Annotated in this window: 16 protein-coding genes; 10 read left to right on the top strand and 6 right to left on the bottom strand. The window is 64.3% G+C overall.

Annotation, left to right across the window (positions count from 1 at the left end; all coding sequences use genetic code 11):
• Window positions 1-2 precede the first annotated feature (2 nt).
• Window positions 3-929, bottom strand: coding sequence for a hydroxymethylbilane synthase (gene hemC / locus LB555_RS10415; protein WP_224529610.1), 927 nt, complete (start codon window positions 927-929; stop codon window positions 3-5).
• Window positions 930-1,030: 101 nt separating this feature from the next.
• Between hemC and tsaD the strand changes: the two genes are divergently transcribed.
• From tsaD to LB555_RS10380, 7 genes are read left to right on the top strand one after another with little or no spacing between them, the layout of a single operon-like run.
• A complete protein-coding gene (gene tsaD, locus LB555_RS10410) occupies window positions 1,031-2,116 on the top strand; it encodes a tRNA (adenosine(37)-N6)-threonylcarbamoyltransferase complex transferase subunit TsaD (protein ID WP_224682912.1) in 1,086 nt (361 codons plus the stop codon).
• Window positions 2,113-3,135 (top strand): NAD(P)H-dependent glycerol-3-phosphate dehydrogenase, encoded by a 1,023-nt coding sequence (locus tag LB555_RS10405; RefSeq protein WP_015315065.1) that lies wholly within the window; start codon window positions 2,113-2,115, stop codon window positions 3,133-3,135. Before tsaD ends, LB555_RS10405 begins: the two co-directional genes overlap by 4 nt.
• 37 nt (window positions 3,136-3,172) lie before the next feature.
• Window positions 3,173-3,469 (top strand): YciI-like protein, encoded by a 297-nt coding sequence (locus LB555_RS10400; RefSeq protein ID WP_140822783.1) that lies wholly within the window; start codon window positions 3,173-3,175, stop codon window positions 3,467-3,469.
• A gap of 39 nt (window positions 3,470-3,508) precedes the next feature.
• A complete protein-coding gene (locus LB555_RS10395) occupies window positions 3,509-3,934 on the top strand; it encodes an EVE domain-containing protein (protein ID WP_140822785.1) in 426 nt (141 codons plus the stop codon).
• Window positions 3,931-4,614: a class I SAM-dependent methyltransferase gene (locus LB555_RS10390; protein WP_140822787.1), complete on the top strand. Its 684-nt coding sequence runs from the start codon at window positions 3,931-3,933 to the stop codon at window positions 4,612-4,614. Before LB555_RS10395 ends, LB555_RS10390 begins: the two co-directional genes overlap by 4 nt.
• Window positions 4,615-4,636: 22 nt before the next feature.
• Window positions 4,637-5,053, top strand: a complete 417-nt coding sequence (locus tag LB555_RS10385) for a DUF1761 domain-containing protein (protein WP_140822789.1) — start codon at window positions 4,637-4,639, stop codon at window positions 5,051-5,053.
• Between the two features lie 13 nt (window positions 5,054-5,066).
• Window positions 5,067-5,810 carry a glycosyltransferase family 25 protein gene (locus LB555_RS10380; protein WP_224682832.1) on the top strand — a complete coding sequence of 248 codons (744 nt, stop codon included), beginning with the start codon at window positions 5,067-5,069 and terminating at the stop codon, window positions 5,808-5,810.
• Window positions 5,811-5,814: 4 nt separating this feature from the next.
• Here the strand turns inward: LB555_RS10380 and gcvA are convergent, their stop codons facing one another.
• Entirely contained in the window at window positions 5,815-6,747 is a 933-nt protein-coding gene (gene gcvA / locus LB555_RS10375; protein WP_015315059.1) for a transcriptional regulator GcvA, read from the bottom strand.
• 166 nt (window positions 6,748-6,913) lie between these two features.
• Between gcvA and LB555_RS10370 the strand changes: the two genes are divergently transcribed.
• Complete coding sequence (locus LB555_RS10370; RefSeq protein WP_224682831.1) at window positions 6,914-7,156, top strand: hypothetical protein; 243 nt, start codon at window positions 6,914-6,916, stop codon at window positions 7,154-7,156.
• 102 nt (window positions 7,157-7,258) lie between these two features.
• Here the strand turns inward: LB555_RS10370 and LB555_RS10365 are convergent, their stop codons facing one another.
• Window positions 7,259-7,795 carry a L,D-transpeptidase gene (locus LB555_RS10365; RefSeq protein ID WP_181166327.1) on the bottom strand — a complete coding sequence of 179 codons (537 nt, stop codon included), beginning with the start codon at window positions 7,793-7,795 and terminating at the stop codon, window positions 7,259-7,261.
• Between the two features lie 144 nt (window positions 7,796-7,939).
• Here LB555_RS10365 and LB555_RS10360 point away from each other — a divergent pair, with 144 nt between their 5' ends.
• Together LB555_RS10360 and LB555_RS10355 are read left to right on the top strand one after the other, a co-directional pair.
• The gene (locus LB555_RS10360; protein ID WP_015315056.1) at window positions 7,940-8,623 is read left to right on the top strand and encodes a response regulator transcription factor; all 684 of its coding nucleotides are present in this window, start codon (window positions 7,940-7,942) and stop codon (window positions 8,621-8,623) included.
• A gap of 123 nt (window positions 8,624-8,746) precedes the next feature.
• Entirely contained in the window at window positions 8,747-9,202 is a 456-nt protein-coding gene (locus LB555_RS10355) for a Crp/Fnr family transcriptional regulator (protein ID WP_015315055.1), read from the top strand.
• A gap of 170 nt (window positions 9,203-9,372) precedes the next feature.
• On the opposite strand, the gene LB555_RS10350 is transcribed toward LB555_RS10355, so the two are convergent.
• The 3 genes from LB555_RS10350 to LB555_RS10340 form a co-directional block, all read right to left on the bottom strand.
• A complete protein-coding gene (locus tag LB555_RS10350; protein WP_140618367.1) occupies window positions 9,373-10,179 on the bottom strand; it encodes an exodeoxyribonuclease III in 807 nt (268 codons plus the stop codon).
• Between the two features lie 98 nt (window positions 10,180-10,277).
• On the bottom strand, window positions 10,278-10,958 hold the full coding sequence (locus tag LB555_RS10345) for an outer-membrane lipoprotein carrier protein LolA (protein ID WP_140618433.1): 681 nt from the start codon (window positions 10,956-10,958) through the stop codon (window positions 10,278-10,280).
• Between the two features lie 133 nt (window positions 10,959-11,091).
• Window positions 11,092-13,749 (bottom strand): DNA translocase FtsK, encoded by a 2,658-nt coding sequence (locus LB555_RS10340; protein ID WP_224682830.1) that lies wholly within the window; start codon window positions 13,747-13,749, stop codon window positions 11,092-11,094.
• Window positions 13,750-13,834: the final 85 nt, after the last annotated feature.

Genomic DNA, 13,834 nt, shown 5'->3' with positions numbered 1-13,834 from the left:
CTTCAGAGCCAGCCGTGGAAGAACTTTTCGCCGGCCTTGGCACGCGCCGTCCGCGCCGCTTCATCACCGATGCGGGCGGCGTCCTGTGCCGGCCCTTGTAGCTCGACCGCGTGCGACTGCGTGCCGTCGGGCGAGATGATCAGCCCGGCGAAAGAGAGCTTTCCGGCCTCGATCGCGGCATAGCCGGCAATAGGCGTGCGGCAGGAGCCATCGAGCGCCGCCAGGAAAGCGCGCTCGCAGGCGAGTGCCTGCCCGGTCGCCACATCGTGGATCGCCACCAGCATCTTCTCGACATCGCGGTCGCCGATCCGTGTCTCGATGCCGATCGCACCCTGGCCTGGTGCCGGCGGGAAGCTGTCCAGCGGCATCAAATCGGTGGCAACATCTTCCAGGCCCAGCCGCTTCAGGCCGGCATAGGCAAGGATGGTGCCGCTCGCGACCCCTTCGTCCAGCTTGCGCAGCCGCGTCTGCACATTGCCGCGGAACATCACCACGTCGAGGTCCGGCCGCATGCGGCGGATCAACGCCTGCCGCCGCAGCGACGAGGAGCCGACTTTCGCCCCTTGCGGCAGTTCCGCGATCGTCTTCGCCGCCCTGCCCACAAAGGCATCGCGCGCATCCTCGCGCGGCAGGAAGGCGGAGAGTTCCAGGCCGGGCGGCAATTGCGTCGGCATGTCCTTCGACGAATGCACGGCGATGTCGATCGCGCCGGCGAGCAGGGCTTCCTCGATTTCCTTGGTGAACAGGCCTTTGCCGCCAGCCTCCGACAGCGGCCGGTCCTGGATGCGGTCGCCGCTGGTCGAGATGACGACAACCTCGAACGCCTCCGCCGGCATGCGGTGCGCGGCCATCAGCCGCGCCTGTGTTTCATGCGCCTGCGCCAATGCCAGCGGGCTGCCGCGTGTTCCGATTTTCAAGATTGTTTGCATGGCGCGCGGTCCGTGATAACCCCCGGCTGGCTTTGCGTTTCCGGGCACTCTCCTAACGAGGAACGCCCTGACATACAATCTCTGGAGAGAGCGACGAATTGATCCGCGTTCTGGGCATTGAGACGAGTTGCGATGAGACCGCCGCCAGCGTCGTGGCGCTGGAGGGCGATGCCGCGCCGAAAATCCTGTCCAACATCGTGCTCTCCCAGATCGAGGAACATGCCGCCTTCGGCGGCGTCGTGCCGGAGATCGCCGCGCGCGCCCACGTCGAGGCACTGGACGGCATTATCGAGGCCGCACTCGCCGATGCGGGCATGGCGCTGGCCGAGCTCGATGCGATCGCCGCGACCGCCGGACCAGGCCTCGTCGGCGGACTGATCGTCGGGTTGATGACGGCCAAGGCGATCGCCGCGGCGGCCGGCAAGCCGCTGATCGCCGTCAATCACCTCGAAGGCCACGCCTTGACGGCGCGACTGACCGACGGGCTCGAATTCCCCTATCTCTTGCTGCTGGTATCCGGCGGCCATACGCAGATTCTGGCCGTGCGCGGCGTTGGCGACTACCAGCGCTGGGCCACCACCATCGATGACGCGCTCGGCGAAGCCTTCGACAAGACCGCCAAGATGCTCGGTCTGCCCTATCCCGGCGGTCCCAATGTCGAGAAGGCAGCGCTGTCGGGCAATGCCTCGCGTTTTGCCTTCCCGCGGCCGATGAAAGGCTCGGCGCAGCCCGATTTCTCCTTCTCCGGCCTGAAGACCGCGGTGCGTCAGGCGGCGACAGCGATCGAGCCCTTGAGCGACCAGGATGTCGCCGACATCTGCGCCTCGTTCCAGGCGGCCGTCGCCGATGCGCTCGCCGACCGTGTTTCTCGCGCGCTGGAACGCTTTCGCGAAACATTCCCTGGCACGAAAAACCCGGCGCTGGTCGTCGCCGGCGGCGTCGCCGCCAACCGCACGGTCAAGACAACGCTGGAGCGGCTTTGCACTGACGCCGGTTTCAGCTTCGTCGCGCCACCACTGAAGCTTTGCACCGACAACGCGGCGATGATTGCCTGGGCCGGTATCGAACGCCTGCGAGAAGGCATGGCGCAGGAGAACGGCTTCGATTTCGTGCCGCGCTCGCGCTGGCCGCTGGACAGCGTCTCGGCGCCAATGGTCGGCTCCGGCCGTCGCGGAGCCAAGGCATGACCGATCGAGCCATGAAGGGTGGGGGTCCGGGCAAAAGCGGCTGGCATGTCGCCGTGCTCGGCGGCGGCGCCTGGGGCACGGCGCTGGCGCTGGCCATGCTGCGCGCCGGCCATACGGTGCGGCTGTTCGCGCGTGACCCTGAAACCGTGGCTGCGATCGGCCGGGGCGAGAACCCACGCTATCTCCCGGGCATCGCCATCGCGCCCGGCATCAAGGCGACGAGCGACATGGAGGCAGCCCTCACTGGGGCCGATTGCGTGCTGACGGTGACGCCGGCTCAGGCGTTGCGGGCCACGCTGGCCGCCGCCAGGGATCATATGCCGGCCGGCATTCCGCTCGTGCTCTGCGCCAAGGGCATCGAGCGCGACACCGGCGCCTTGCTGTCGGCAATCGCTGCGGAAATCTTGCCGCCAAACCCGGTCGCAGCGCTGTCAGGGCCGAGCTTTGCCAGCGATGTCGCCCGCGGCCTGCCGACGGCGGTGGTGGTGGCCGCCGGCGACGAGGCGCTTGCCGCCAACCTTGCCGCCCGATTTTCGGCTGAAAACCTGCGCTGCTATTCGAGCGACGACTTGATCGGCGTCGAGATCGGCGGCGCCTTGAAGAACGTCTTCGCCATCGCCGCCGGCGCTGTCACCGGGGCCGGGCTCGGCGCCAGCGCACAGGCGGCCATGGTGACGCGCGGCTTTGTCGAACTGCGCCGCATCGGTGCCGCCTTCGGCGCCAGGCCCGAGACCCTGATGGGGCTTTCCGGGCTTGGCGACCTGCTGCTTACCTGCTCGTCGGCGCAGTCGCGCAATTTCGCCTATGGGCTGGCGCTCGGACAGGGCAAGGCACTTTCCGGATTGCCGCTGGCCGAGGGCGTGCCGACCGCGGCGATCGCCGCCCGCATCGCCGCCGAGCGCGAAATCGATGCGCCGATCATCGCCGCGGTCGCCGCCATACTGGATGGCACCATCACCATCGGGCAGGCCGTGACGGCGCTGATGACCCGGCCGCTGAAGACCGAAACCAACGATTGATCCCCACATTCTGATCCAACCACCCAGGAGAAAGACCATGCTGTTTGCTCTGATCTGCAAGGACAAGCCCGGAAGCCTGCAGGTGCGCCTCGACACGCGGCCCGAGCATGTCGCCTTTCTCGAAGGGCTGAATGGCGACAAGAAATTGGCCTTTGCCGGTCCGTTCCTCGACGCCGACGGCAAGCCCAATGGCAGCCTCGTGGTGGTCGAGGCGCCTGATCTGGCCAGCGCGCAGGCTCTGTCGGCCGCCGACCCCTATGCCAAGGCCGGCCTGTTCGAAAGCGTCGAAATCGGCCAGTGGAACTGGACGTTCAACAAGCCGGCGGCTAGTTAATTCGCGGCGCCCGCGACTGGGCCGCAAGGAGGAGAGAAAATGAACTATTGGCTGTTCAAATCCGAACCCTCGGTTTTCTCCTTCGAGGCGTTGAAGGCCAAGGGCAAGGCCGGCACCCAATGGGACGGCGTGCGCAACTACGCCGCCCGCAACAACATGAAGGCCATGCAGGTCGGCGATCTCGGCTTCTTCTACCATTCCAACGAGGGGCTGAACGTGGTCGGCATTGCCGAGGTCTGCGCGCTGGCCCATCCCGACACCACGTCGGATGATCCGCGCTGGGAGTGTGTCGACATCCGCGCCGTGAGGGACATGCCGAACCCGCCGACGCTGGAAGAAGTCAAAGCCAATCCGAAACTGGCCGAGATGGCGCTGGTGCGGCTCGGACGGCTTTCCGTGCAGCCGGTGACCCCGGCCGAATGGAAGGAAGTCTGCCGCATGGGCGGCCTGACGCCTGCGCCGTGACGGCACTTACACCCGATAGCGCCAAGCAATTCATTCTCGACAACACGGCGCTGATGGCGCCGCCGCATGTACCTGAGATTCGCCTTCACCTCGCCGACGAAGCGCATGATCTCTGGCAGCGAACAGAGGACGAACTTGTCGAGATCGGCCTGCCGCCGCCCTTTTGGGCGTTTGCCTGGGCGGGCGGCCAGGGCCTCGCCCGCTATGTCATCGACAATCCCGATATGGTCCGAGGCAAGCGCGTGCTCGATCTCGCTTCGGGCTCCGGCCTCGTCGCCATCGCCGCCGTCAAGGCGGGCGCTGCCGAGGTAACCGCCGCCGACATCGACCCGTTCTGCGCCACCGCGATCCGCCTCAACAGCGAGGCCAACGGCGTCGGCATCGGGTTCCTCGGCACGGACTGTGTGGGCACCGATGCGGGTTGGGACGTGGTCCTGGCCGGCGACGTCTTCTACGACAAACCCTTCGCCGACCGGCTGACGCCGTGGTTTTCGACACTCAAACGGCGTGGCGCCGACATTCTGGTCGGCGATCCCGGCCGGTCCTATCTGCCGCGATCGGGGCTGGAGCCGCTTGCCGTCTATCAGGTGCCGGTGACAAGGGCGCTCGAGGATGCCGAAGTCAAACGCACCACGGTATGGCGACTGCTTGACGCAATCGCCGAACAGGCGTTTCCATAAAACCGAACAGGAGGGGGAACTCATGGATTTTTCAGCAGTGAATTGGCTGGCGGTGATCGCCGCCGCCGTCTTGGCCTGGCTGTTCGGCGCCGCCTGGTACATGGTGTTGAGCAAGCCCTGGCTGAAGGCCGCCAGGCTCGATCCGGCGACGATGAAGAAATCGCCGCTGCCCTTCGTCATCTCCTTCATCGCCGAACTGCTGATGGCCTACATCATGGCCCTGGTCGTCGGCGCGATGACGGGTGGTGAGCCGACCTGGCTGGCCGGACTGATCTTCGGTTTCGTGCTTTGGCTGGGTTTTGTCGCCACGACGCTGTCGGTCAACCATCGCTACGAGAATTTCGGCTGGGACCTGACTGTCATTGACGGCGGTCACTGGCTTGGCGTGCTGTTGATCATCGGCGCGGTGATCGGCTGGTTCGGCGCCGCTGCAAGCTGACGGTGCGTTGACGATGGCGGACGAGTCCGGATTTCCCCGCGACCTGGTGTTCACCAGGATCTGCCACGTCAAGCAGGGCTATGACGACCGGCGCCGGCACATCGTGCGCGAGTTCGACCGGCGCGGCGTGCCGGTTACCTTCTACACCGACTGGGACCGTGCGGATATCACCCCGGAGATTCGTGCTGAATTGGTCGCTCCCGATTTTGTCCATCCGGCGCAGGTCTCGCTGGCGCTGAAGCATGTCGGCATTTGGCGCGACTTCCTCGAAACCGACCTGCCCTATTGCCTGGTCTTCGAGGATGACGTCTTCCTCGCGCGCGACTTCGTCGCCAAATTCCGGCAAGGGCTGGCCGAACTCGGCAGCCCGATGCGCAAGGCCGTCATCTATTTCGGGAACGGCAGCAACTACTACACGCCGAGCTGGAAATTGCGCAGGGGTCAGAGGCTCTACCCGGCACTGCATGCCAGGTGCGCGGATTCCTATCTCATCACCCGTCCGGTCGCCGAAGCGCGCTGTGCCTGGATCGATCAACACAAGATCTACACCGTGATCGACCACCAGATCGAGCAGATGGACGAAAAGCTGGGCGTTGAGATGCTGTGGTTCGAGCGGCCAATCGTCGAGCAAGGCAGCGAAAACGGCGCGTTCCAGACTTCCGTCGCCGGCAAGATGCAGCCGCTGCTCTACAAGAAGCTGAAATGGAAAGTGAAGAAATACCGACGCATGATCTTCGGCCACAACGCCCGGTCCTGAGGGACTACACCTTGTCCGCTGTCCGCGTCCTGGAAACTTCCTCGAGGATCCATTCGCGGAAGGCGACAATGCGGGGATCGTCGGCCATGGCCTGGGGATAAACCAGGAAATAGGCATATTCCGGCGCAACCCTGATGCTGAGTTCGAAGGGCCGCACCAGCCGGCCCTCGGACAGGTCGTTTGCCACCATGGCGAAATCGGCGAGCGCGACGGCATTGCCGTCGAGCGCTGCCTGGACCGCATCCGTCGATGTGCCGAAGACCACGGTGCGGCTGTCGTCGAAATCGTTGATGCCGGCCGCCGCCATCCACATGCGCCAGTTTGGCCATGTCACGCCCTGGCGAGCCCATTCGATATGGGCAAGCGTGTGGTTGAACAGGTCGCGGGGCTCGCGCAGGGGCGGCCCCGATGTCAGGAGGCCCGGACTGCACACCGGAATGATGATGTTGTCGAACAGGCGGTGTGCGCTGAGCCCCGGATATTTGCCGGCGCCGAAGCGGATGCCGACATCGACGTCGTCGAGATCGAAATCGCGCAAGCCATAGGCGATGTCAAACCTGAGTTCGATGCCCGGCCGCTGCTGGCGGAAATTCTCGACGCGCCGCATCAGCCATTTCGCCGCGAACTGCGCGTCCAGCGTCACCTTCAGGAATTCGGTGCCGCGCGCCATCTTGCGCGCCCGCATCACGGCGCGGCCAAGCAGGTCGAGCGTGTCGGTCGCCGCCTCGTAAAGCACCGTGCCCGCCTCCGTCAGCCGGATGGTGCGGCTGGTGCGGGTGAACAGCACGATGCCGAGCTGATCCTCGATTTCCTTGATCTGGTGGCTGACGGCGGCAGGCGTCAGGCCGAGCTCGTCGGCGGCGCGGGTGAAATTGAGGTGCCGGGCCGCCGCCTCCAGCGTCCTGAGCGCCCGCGTTCCCGGCAAGAGCGCTGCCATCAGCGTGCGGCCTGATCGAAGCGGCTCATGGAGCCTTAATCCTCAAATTAAACTTGATGATCAGACAAGAACTACTCGTTTCCCGTTGGTTTATCAATACGGCATGATTGCAGCATCAATGGCACCATCAAACCGGATTTGATGTCCGGGGAATACGGATGACCTCATGTCTCACATTGCTCTTCGCCCCGCATACATCGCCCGGCCAGACTGGCTGTCGGCTGCCCGTACCTGGCTGCGGCAGGCCAGGGTCGCGGCCAACCTTCCTCACCAGAACGTCGAGGATCTCTCCGATCGCCAGTTGCGCGATATCGGGGCCGGCCGCAGGGACATCGCCCGGGCCGTGGACCGCGAGACAGGCCGGTTGGGCCTTCTCGACATCGGCTGGCAGCGAAATAGGAAGGGATAAGCGAGCATGGGAGTAGGATGATGCAGCTTGAGCGTGTCTGCTGCCGCTGAAGACTTCCCTATTCCCTATTCCCTATTCCCTATTCCCTGTTCCCTATCCCCCCTATCTCACCACCCTTACCACCGTCCGGTCCGACAGCAGCGGCAAGAGCCGCGCCATCGTGCGCGCGGTCACCGCCACGCAACCTTCCGTCGGCGTGAAGCCGGGACGCGCCAGATGGAAGAAGATGGCGCTGCCGCGCCCGCGCCGGCGCGGCGCGATGTTCCAGTCGAGCACCAGGCAGGCGTCATAGAGCCGGTCGTCGCGCCGCATGCGTTCGTGGCTGGCGCCGTAGGGAATCTTGACCGGCCTGTTATAGTTGCGGTCGTCAGGCACTTCGCACCAGCCGAGGTCCGGCCCGATCGGCGCCATCGCCAGCCGCGTTCTGCGCCCGGCGGCAAACTGATCTCCCCGGAAATAGCCCGTCAGTATGCGCATCGAAGCGAGCGGCGTGGCGCCGTCGCCTTCGCGCTTGCCGGCCGAGATGCCGCCACGCCCCAGCGCGCACGCAAACACCGTTTTGCCGGCCTGCAGCAGGCCCTGGCTTGGATGGCCGGGCCGAGCCCGCACGGTCAGCACGCGCAGCCCTTTTGCCAAAATTGCGCCGGCTGCATTGCGATCGCGTTTTTTCTTGTATGATCGTGCCACGGAACAAATCACTGTGATCGGCTATTGTGCCGGCCAGCTTCCGCATAAATACGCAGCGGTCAACTGAATTCACTTTTCAAAACAACGGATTGATCCATGACCTCACGTACCATCCTGATCGTCGATGACGATGACGACCTGCGCGGCACACTGGTCGAGCAACTGTCCCTCTACGAGGAATTCGATGTGCTGCAGGAAGCGACTGCGGCAAAAGGCGTCACCGCTGCGCGCGGCGGGCTCATCGACCTGCTCATCATGGATGTCGGTCTGCCCGACATGGACGGCCGGGAGGCGGTGAAGATCCTGCGCAAGGGCGGCTACAAGGCGCCCATCATCATGCTGACCGGCCACGATACCGATTCGGACACAATTCTGGGTCTCGAGGCCGGCGCCAACGACTATGTGACCAAGCCGTTCCGCTTCGCGGTGCTGCTTGCCCGTATCCGGGCGCAACTGCGCCAGCATGAGCAGAGCGAGGACGCGACCTTCTCGGTCGGCCCCTACACCTTCAAGCCCAGCCAGAAACTGCTCATCGACCAGCGCGGCGGCAAGGTGCGGCTGACGGAAAAGGAAGCCTCGATCATCAAGTATCTCTATCGCGCCGACCAGAAGGTGGTGACCCGCGACGTGCTGCTGGAGGAAGTGTGGGGATACAATTCCGGCGTCACCACGCATACCCTGGAAACCCATGTCTACCGTCTGCGCCAGAAGATCGAGCGCGATCCTTCCAATGCTGAAATTCTTGTGACAGAAAGCGGCGGCTACAAGCTGGTTCCTTAAACATTTCACCATTCAAATGAGCGGTTCGGGCGGGGCCGCTTTCGGGTACGATCCTGTTGGAGGGGGATTCTGGGATCGTACCGCAGAGGAGGGATTGGACTGACCGTTCGGGGACACAGCTAGATGGCGCTGGATGACGACATCCGCATCCTGTCCGCCGTGAGGCTTTTCGAGGGCTTCACGCAGGAACAGTTGCGCCTGCTCGCCTTCGGTGCCGAGACCACTTTGGTGCAGGCCGACCACAAGCTTTATCGCGAGGACGACGTGGCCGACTCGGCCTATGTCGTGGTCAGCGGGCGCATCGTGCTCTATCGCGAGCAGGATGGCGAGCGCATCCCGATCGGCAAGGTCGGCCCAGGCACGATGCTTAGCGAGCTGGCGCTGATCGCCGATACCAACCGGCTGACCAGCGCCTCGGCCGAAATCGACTCGGAAGTGATAAGGCTGAGCCGCAAGATGTTCCGGCGCATCCTGGAGGAATACCCGGAATTGGCGGTGAAGCTGCATCAGCGCATCTCCGAGGAATTCCACGACATGATCCGCCGCATCGAGGAATTGGCGCCACGATTTTCGGGTTGACCTGGCATTTGACGCCGCAGGTGTCGAGATTCAGGTCAGGCCGAGGCGAAAACGGCGGACTCCGAGAAGCGTAACTAAAGTACGTGAGCACAGTTCTACTGCGACGTAGTAGAACTGGGAAGCGCAGGAAGCCGCCGTTTGCAGGCCGGCTTCACCTGAATATCATAAACTTAATCCAGGGCGAACCGGGCAATCACTGGCACATGGTCCGACGGCCGGTCCCAGCCACGGGCGGCTCTAAGGATCTCATAGCCGGCAAAACTGGGCAGCAGGTTTGGCGACGACCAGACATGGTCGAGCCGCCGGCCGCGATTGGACGCCTCCCAATCCTGCGCGCGATAACTCCACCAGGTATAGAGCTTCTGTTCCGGTGGCACGTTGTGCCGCATCAGGTCGACCCAGCCGCCGGCGCGCCGCATCGCCTCGAAGTTTTCGGTCTCGACCGGCGTGTGGCTGACCACGTTGAGCAATTGCTTGTGCGACCAGACATCATGCTCCAGCGGCGCGATATTGAGGTCCCCGACCAGCACCGACGCCGATACCTCGCCATGCTCGGCCCGGATGGCGTTCATCTCGGCGACGAAATCGAGCTTGTGCCTGAACTTCCTGTTGATCTCGGGATCCGGCTCGTCGCCACCTGCGGGCACGTAGAAATTGTGCACCAGGATGGTCTTGCCGCCGGCCTGTACCGTCACCGACAGGTGGCGGCTGTCCTCGATGTCGCAGAAGCGCCGCTTTTCGACCACCTCGATCGGCCGCCGCGCCACCGTCGCCACGCCATGATAGCCCTTCTGGCCATGGAACGCGATGTAGGGATAGCCGACCTTGCGAAAGGCTTTTTCGGGAAAGAGCTCGTCCGGGACCTTGGTTTCCTGCAGGCAGAGCACATCGGGCGCGTACTCATCGAGCAGGCGTTCGACGATCGGCATGCGCAGGCGCACGGAGTTGATGTTCCAGGTGGCGATCGAAAAGGGCATGCGGAGGGTCCGGCAGGAGATCGCCATTCTACTGCCAGCCGCGCGCCGCAAAAACAAGCCAGCCCGCTCCGCTAACGGGCCTGGCTATATCGGCGGGCCTACCGCGTCTTGGTGTTCAGCTCGCGATTGGCCGTATAGTCGATGGCGAACGTGTCGGGCGCGAAGCTGACGCCTTCCTTGGTGTTGAAGATCATCACCGTCGTGTCCTTGCCCTGCGCGTCGGTGATCGTCCACTGCCGCAGATCATAGGTTTTCGGGTCGAACATCATGGTGATCCGCGCATTGCCGAAAACCGACTTGTCGGAAAGCTGGATGGTGGTGAGGTCGTCTTCTTCCTTGACGCTCTTGACGCGGTTGCCGGAGAGGTCGATGCGGTCGTCGAGCAGCAGTTTCAGCGGCGTCTTCGACAGCGGATAAAGGTCCGACGTGTTCAGTTTCTTGTTGAGTATGGCAACCGATCTGCCGTCGGAAATCACCCGGAAATTCGAAGACCCGTCATAGTTGAAGCGGATCTTGCCCGGCCGTTCCAGGAAGAATTTTCCGCCGGTCTGCTCGCCCTTGGGGCCGAACTGGACGAATTCGCCGCTCATCGATTTGACCGCCGAGAAATGGTCGGCGATCTTCTGTGCCGCCGCGGGCACAGCCGCCTGCGCCGAGGCCAGCAACTCGAATCCGGGCACCACGTTAAGTGCGGCGGCACCCGCTAAGACCAGGCCGAGGCCAACCAACTGGCGGCGTGTCGGGGCAAAATCGCTGAGCGCTGAAAGATCGTTTTTCATATCGGTCACTCTCGTCCGGTTCCTGATTTGGCCGCTGTCGTGAACCCCCAGTTGGGCTGAAGTTTGGCGAGCCGATCGCTGCTCAGTCGGTGAACGCGCCAGAAGGTTCAAAGTTGCCGCGGACTCTGCACTGTCAGAACTTGTCGTCTTCTGTCGGCACCAGGATTTCGCGTTTTCCGGCATGGTTGGCCGGGCCGACAATGCCTTCCTTTTCCATCTTCTCGATAATCGAGGCAGCTCTGTTATAGCCGATGCCCAGACGCCGCTGGATGTAGCTGGTCGAGGCCTTGCCGTCGCGCAGCACCACCGAAACCGCCTGATCATAAGGATCGTCGGAATCCTCGAAATTGCCACCGCCACCGCCGCCCGAACCGGCCTTGCCGGACGGCTCGTCGTCGTCCTCGCCGTCGTCCTCGGTGATGGCGTCGAGATATTCCGGCACGCCCTGCAGCTTCAGGTGCCCGACGATCTTCTCGACCTCGTCATCGGAGACGAACGGCCCGTGCACGCGCTGGATGCGGCCGCCGCCGGCCATGTAGAGCATGTCGCCCATGCCGAGCAGCTGCTCGGCGCCCTGCTCGCCCAGAATGGTGCGGCTGTCGATCTTGGACGTCACCTGGAAGGAGATGCGGGTCGGGAAGTTGGCCTTGATGGTGCCGGTGATGACGTCGACCGACGGACGTTGCGTGGCCATGATGACGTGGATGCCGGCCGCGCGCGCCATCTGCGCCAGGCGCTGCACCGCGCCTTCGATGTCCTTGCCGGCGACCATCATCAGGTCGGCCATTTCGTCGATGATGACGACGATATAGGGCATCGGCTCGAGATCGAGATTCTCGGTCTCGTAGATCGCCTCGCCTGTCTGGCGGTCGAAGCCGGTCTGCACAGTGCGCGAGATCTTTTCGCCCTTCTTCTCGGCCTGCTGCACGCGTGCGTTGAAGCCGTCGATGTTGCGCACGCCGACCTTGGACATCTTGCGGTAGCGATCCTCCATCTCGCGCACGGTCCATTTCAGCGCCACCACCGCCTTCTTCGGGTCGGTGACCACGGGCGTCAGCAGATGCGGAATGCCGTCATAGACGGAGAGTTCGAGCATTTTCGGGTCGATCATGATCAGCCGGCACTCCTGCGGGGTGAGCCGGTAGAGCAGCGACAGGATCATGGTGTTGATGGCGACCGACTTGCCCGAACCGGTGGTGCCGGCGACCAGCACGTGCGGCATCTTGGCAATGTCGACGATGACGGCTTCGCCATTGATGGTCTTGCCCAGCGCCAGCGCCAGCTTGGCCTTGGTCGTCTCGAAGTCGCGGCTGGCCATGATCTCGCGGAGGTAAACCGTTTCGCGCTTGGCGTTGGGCAGTTCGATGCCGATGGCGTTGCGGCCCGGCACCACGGCGACGCGGCAGGCGATCGCGCTCATCGAACGGGCGATGTCGTCGGAAAGGCCGATGACCCGCGACGACTTGATGCCCGGTGCGGGTTCGAGTTCGTAAAGGGTGACGACCGGACCCGGGCGAACGGCAATGATCTCGCCCTTGACGCCGAAATCCTCCAGCACGCCTTCGAGCAGGCGCGCGTTCTGTTCCAGCGCGTCCTTGGAAAGACTTGGGTCGCGCGCGACATTCTTCGGTTCGGACAGGAAATGCAGCGACGGCATTTCGAACGTGTCGGAGCCGATCAGCGAGGTTTGCGCCTCGCGCTGGACGCGGGCGCCCGGCACGGGTCGCGCCGCCGGCGCCTCCACCCGGGTGGCGGCATCGGAACGGAACTGCTGGACCTTGGCCGTGGGAGCACGCCGCTGCGCGACGGACTCGTCATCGAAATCCATATCCGCGTCGTCGCGGCTGAAGACATCGTCGTCGTCCGGGTCGACGGAGACGCTGCGGTCGTTGACCATGGCGGCGAAGAATTCCGGTTCGACACGGGCGCGGCCGTCATGGCTCATGCGCTGCTCGGCGTACTCGGCCGACTCGACGCGTTCGGCGGCGCGGCGCCAGGCGCTGGCGCGCGGCTCCATCTCCGGTTCGAACTCGTCGCGCTCCTGCCTGCGGCGCACCGCGCGGCGATGCATCCACGCGCGGAAAGAAAGCCACCAATGGGTGATTGCGCCGAGCGCCAGTATGCCCTCGTCGCCCTCGTCCTCGTCATTGTCGAACAGAAGCTCGTCCTCGCGCGGGTCCGCGGCGGCCGGCTCTTCCATCACGGCGAAGCCGTTCTTGCGCCCGAGCAGCGCCGCGCCATGGGCGAACAGCCAGAGCGCGGGCGCAGCCAGCACTATGGCGAGCACGCTGGCCACCAGCCCGGTTGGATAGCCGCCGATGAGGACACCGGGGATCTTTAGCACCATGTCGCCGAAGACGCCGCCGAGGCCGGTGGGCAGCGGCCAGGTCTTGGGCGGAACGATGCAGCCGGCGATGGCGGCGGCGAGCAGCGCGAAACCGAACCAGAACAGCCCGCGCCTGGGCAGCCGGTCGACGCCGCGCGCCGAAAACAGGAGGTATCCCCAGATCACTGCCGGAACCAGCGCGGCGACCGCGGCAAGGCCGAAGAACTGCATGGCGAGGTCGGAGAACACCGCGCCGGCATAGCCCATGGCGTTGGTGACGATGTTGGCGGTGGCATGCGAGAAGCTTGGATCGGCGACGTTCCAGGTCGCGAGGCTGGCGACGGCGAAGGCCGTGAACGCGAACAGGCCGGTGCCGATCAGCCGGCCGACCTGGCGCCGCGCGAATGCCTGGATGCCGTGCCCCGTATCGGTCAGCGCGAGCGGTGCTGAAGCCCCTGAACGCATGCTCTTCCCCGTCAGTGATTGCCTGGCCGCAGCGCATGACGCACTCCGGCAGATTCGGATGCCAGACTAGGCGTGGGAAGGTTAA

It is taken from the genome of Mesorhizobium sp. BR-1-1-10, assembly GCF_020165595.1.
GTDB lineage: Bacteria > Pseudomonadota > Alphaproteobacteria > Rhizobiales > Rhizobiaceae > Mesorhizobium > Mesorhizobium australicum.
The sequence above is the reverse complement of the archived record's forward strand: the minus strand, read 5'-3'. Positions and strand labels throughout refer to the sequence as shown.

Excerpts from the sequence above, each read along its gene's own strand:
- LB555_RS10355 (WP_015315055.1), top strand. The coding sequence starts at position 8,747 with ATGGCGCTGGATGACGACATCCGCATCCTGTCCGCCGTGAGGCTTTTC.
- hemC (WP_224529610.1), bottom strand. The coding sequence starts at position 929 with ATGCAAACAATCTTGAAAATCGGAACACGCGGCAGCCCGCTGGCATTG.
- LB555_RS10360 (WP_015315056.1), top strand. The coding sequence starts at position 7,940 with ATGACCTCACGTACCATCCTGATCGTCGATGACGATGACGACCTGCGC.
- LB555_RS10380 (WP_224682832.1), top strand. The coding sequence starts at position 5,067 with ATGGCGGACGAGTCCGGATTTCCCCGCGACCTGGTGTTCACCAGGATC.
- LB555_RS10340 (WP_224682830.1), bottom strand. The coding sequence starts at position 13,749 with ATGCGTTCAGGGGCTTCAGCACCGCTCGCGCTGACCGATACGGGGCAC.
- LB555_RS10350 (WP_140618367.1), bottom strand. The coding sequence starts at position 10,179 with ATGCCCTTTTCGATCGCCACCTGGAACATCAACTCCGTGCGCCTGCGC.
- LB555_RS10405 (WP_015315065.1), top strand. The coding sequence starts at position 2,113 with ATGACCGATCGAGCCATGAAGGGTGGGGGTCCGGGCAAAAGCGGCTGG.
- LB555_RS10395 (WP_140822785.1), top strand. The coding sequence starts at position 3,509 with ATGAACTATTGGCTGTTCAAATCCGAACCCTCGGTTTTCTCCTTCGAG.
- LB555_RS10400 (WP_140822783.1), top strand. The coding sequence starts at position 3,173 with ATGCTGTTTGCTCTGATCTGCAAGGACAAGCCCGGAAGCCTGCAGGTG.
- gcvA (WP_015315059.1), bottom strand. The coding sequence starts at position 6,747 with ATGGCAGCGCTCTTGCCGGGAACGCGGGCGCTCAGGACGCTGGAGGCG.
- LB555_RS10370 (WP_224682831.1), top strand. The coding sequence starts at position 6,914 with ATGTCTCACATTGCTCTTCGCCCCGCATACATCGCCCGGCCAGACTGG.
- LB555_RS10345 (WP_140618433.1), bottom strand. The coding sequence starts at position 10,958 with ATGAAAAACGATCTTTCAGCGCTCAGCGATTTTGCCCCGACACGCCGC.
- LB555_RS10385 (WP_140822789.1), top strand. The coding sequence starts at position 4,637 with ATGGATTTTTCAGCAGTGAATTGGCTGGCGGTGATCGCCGCCGCCGTC.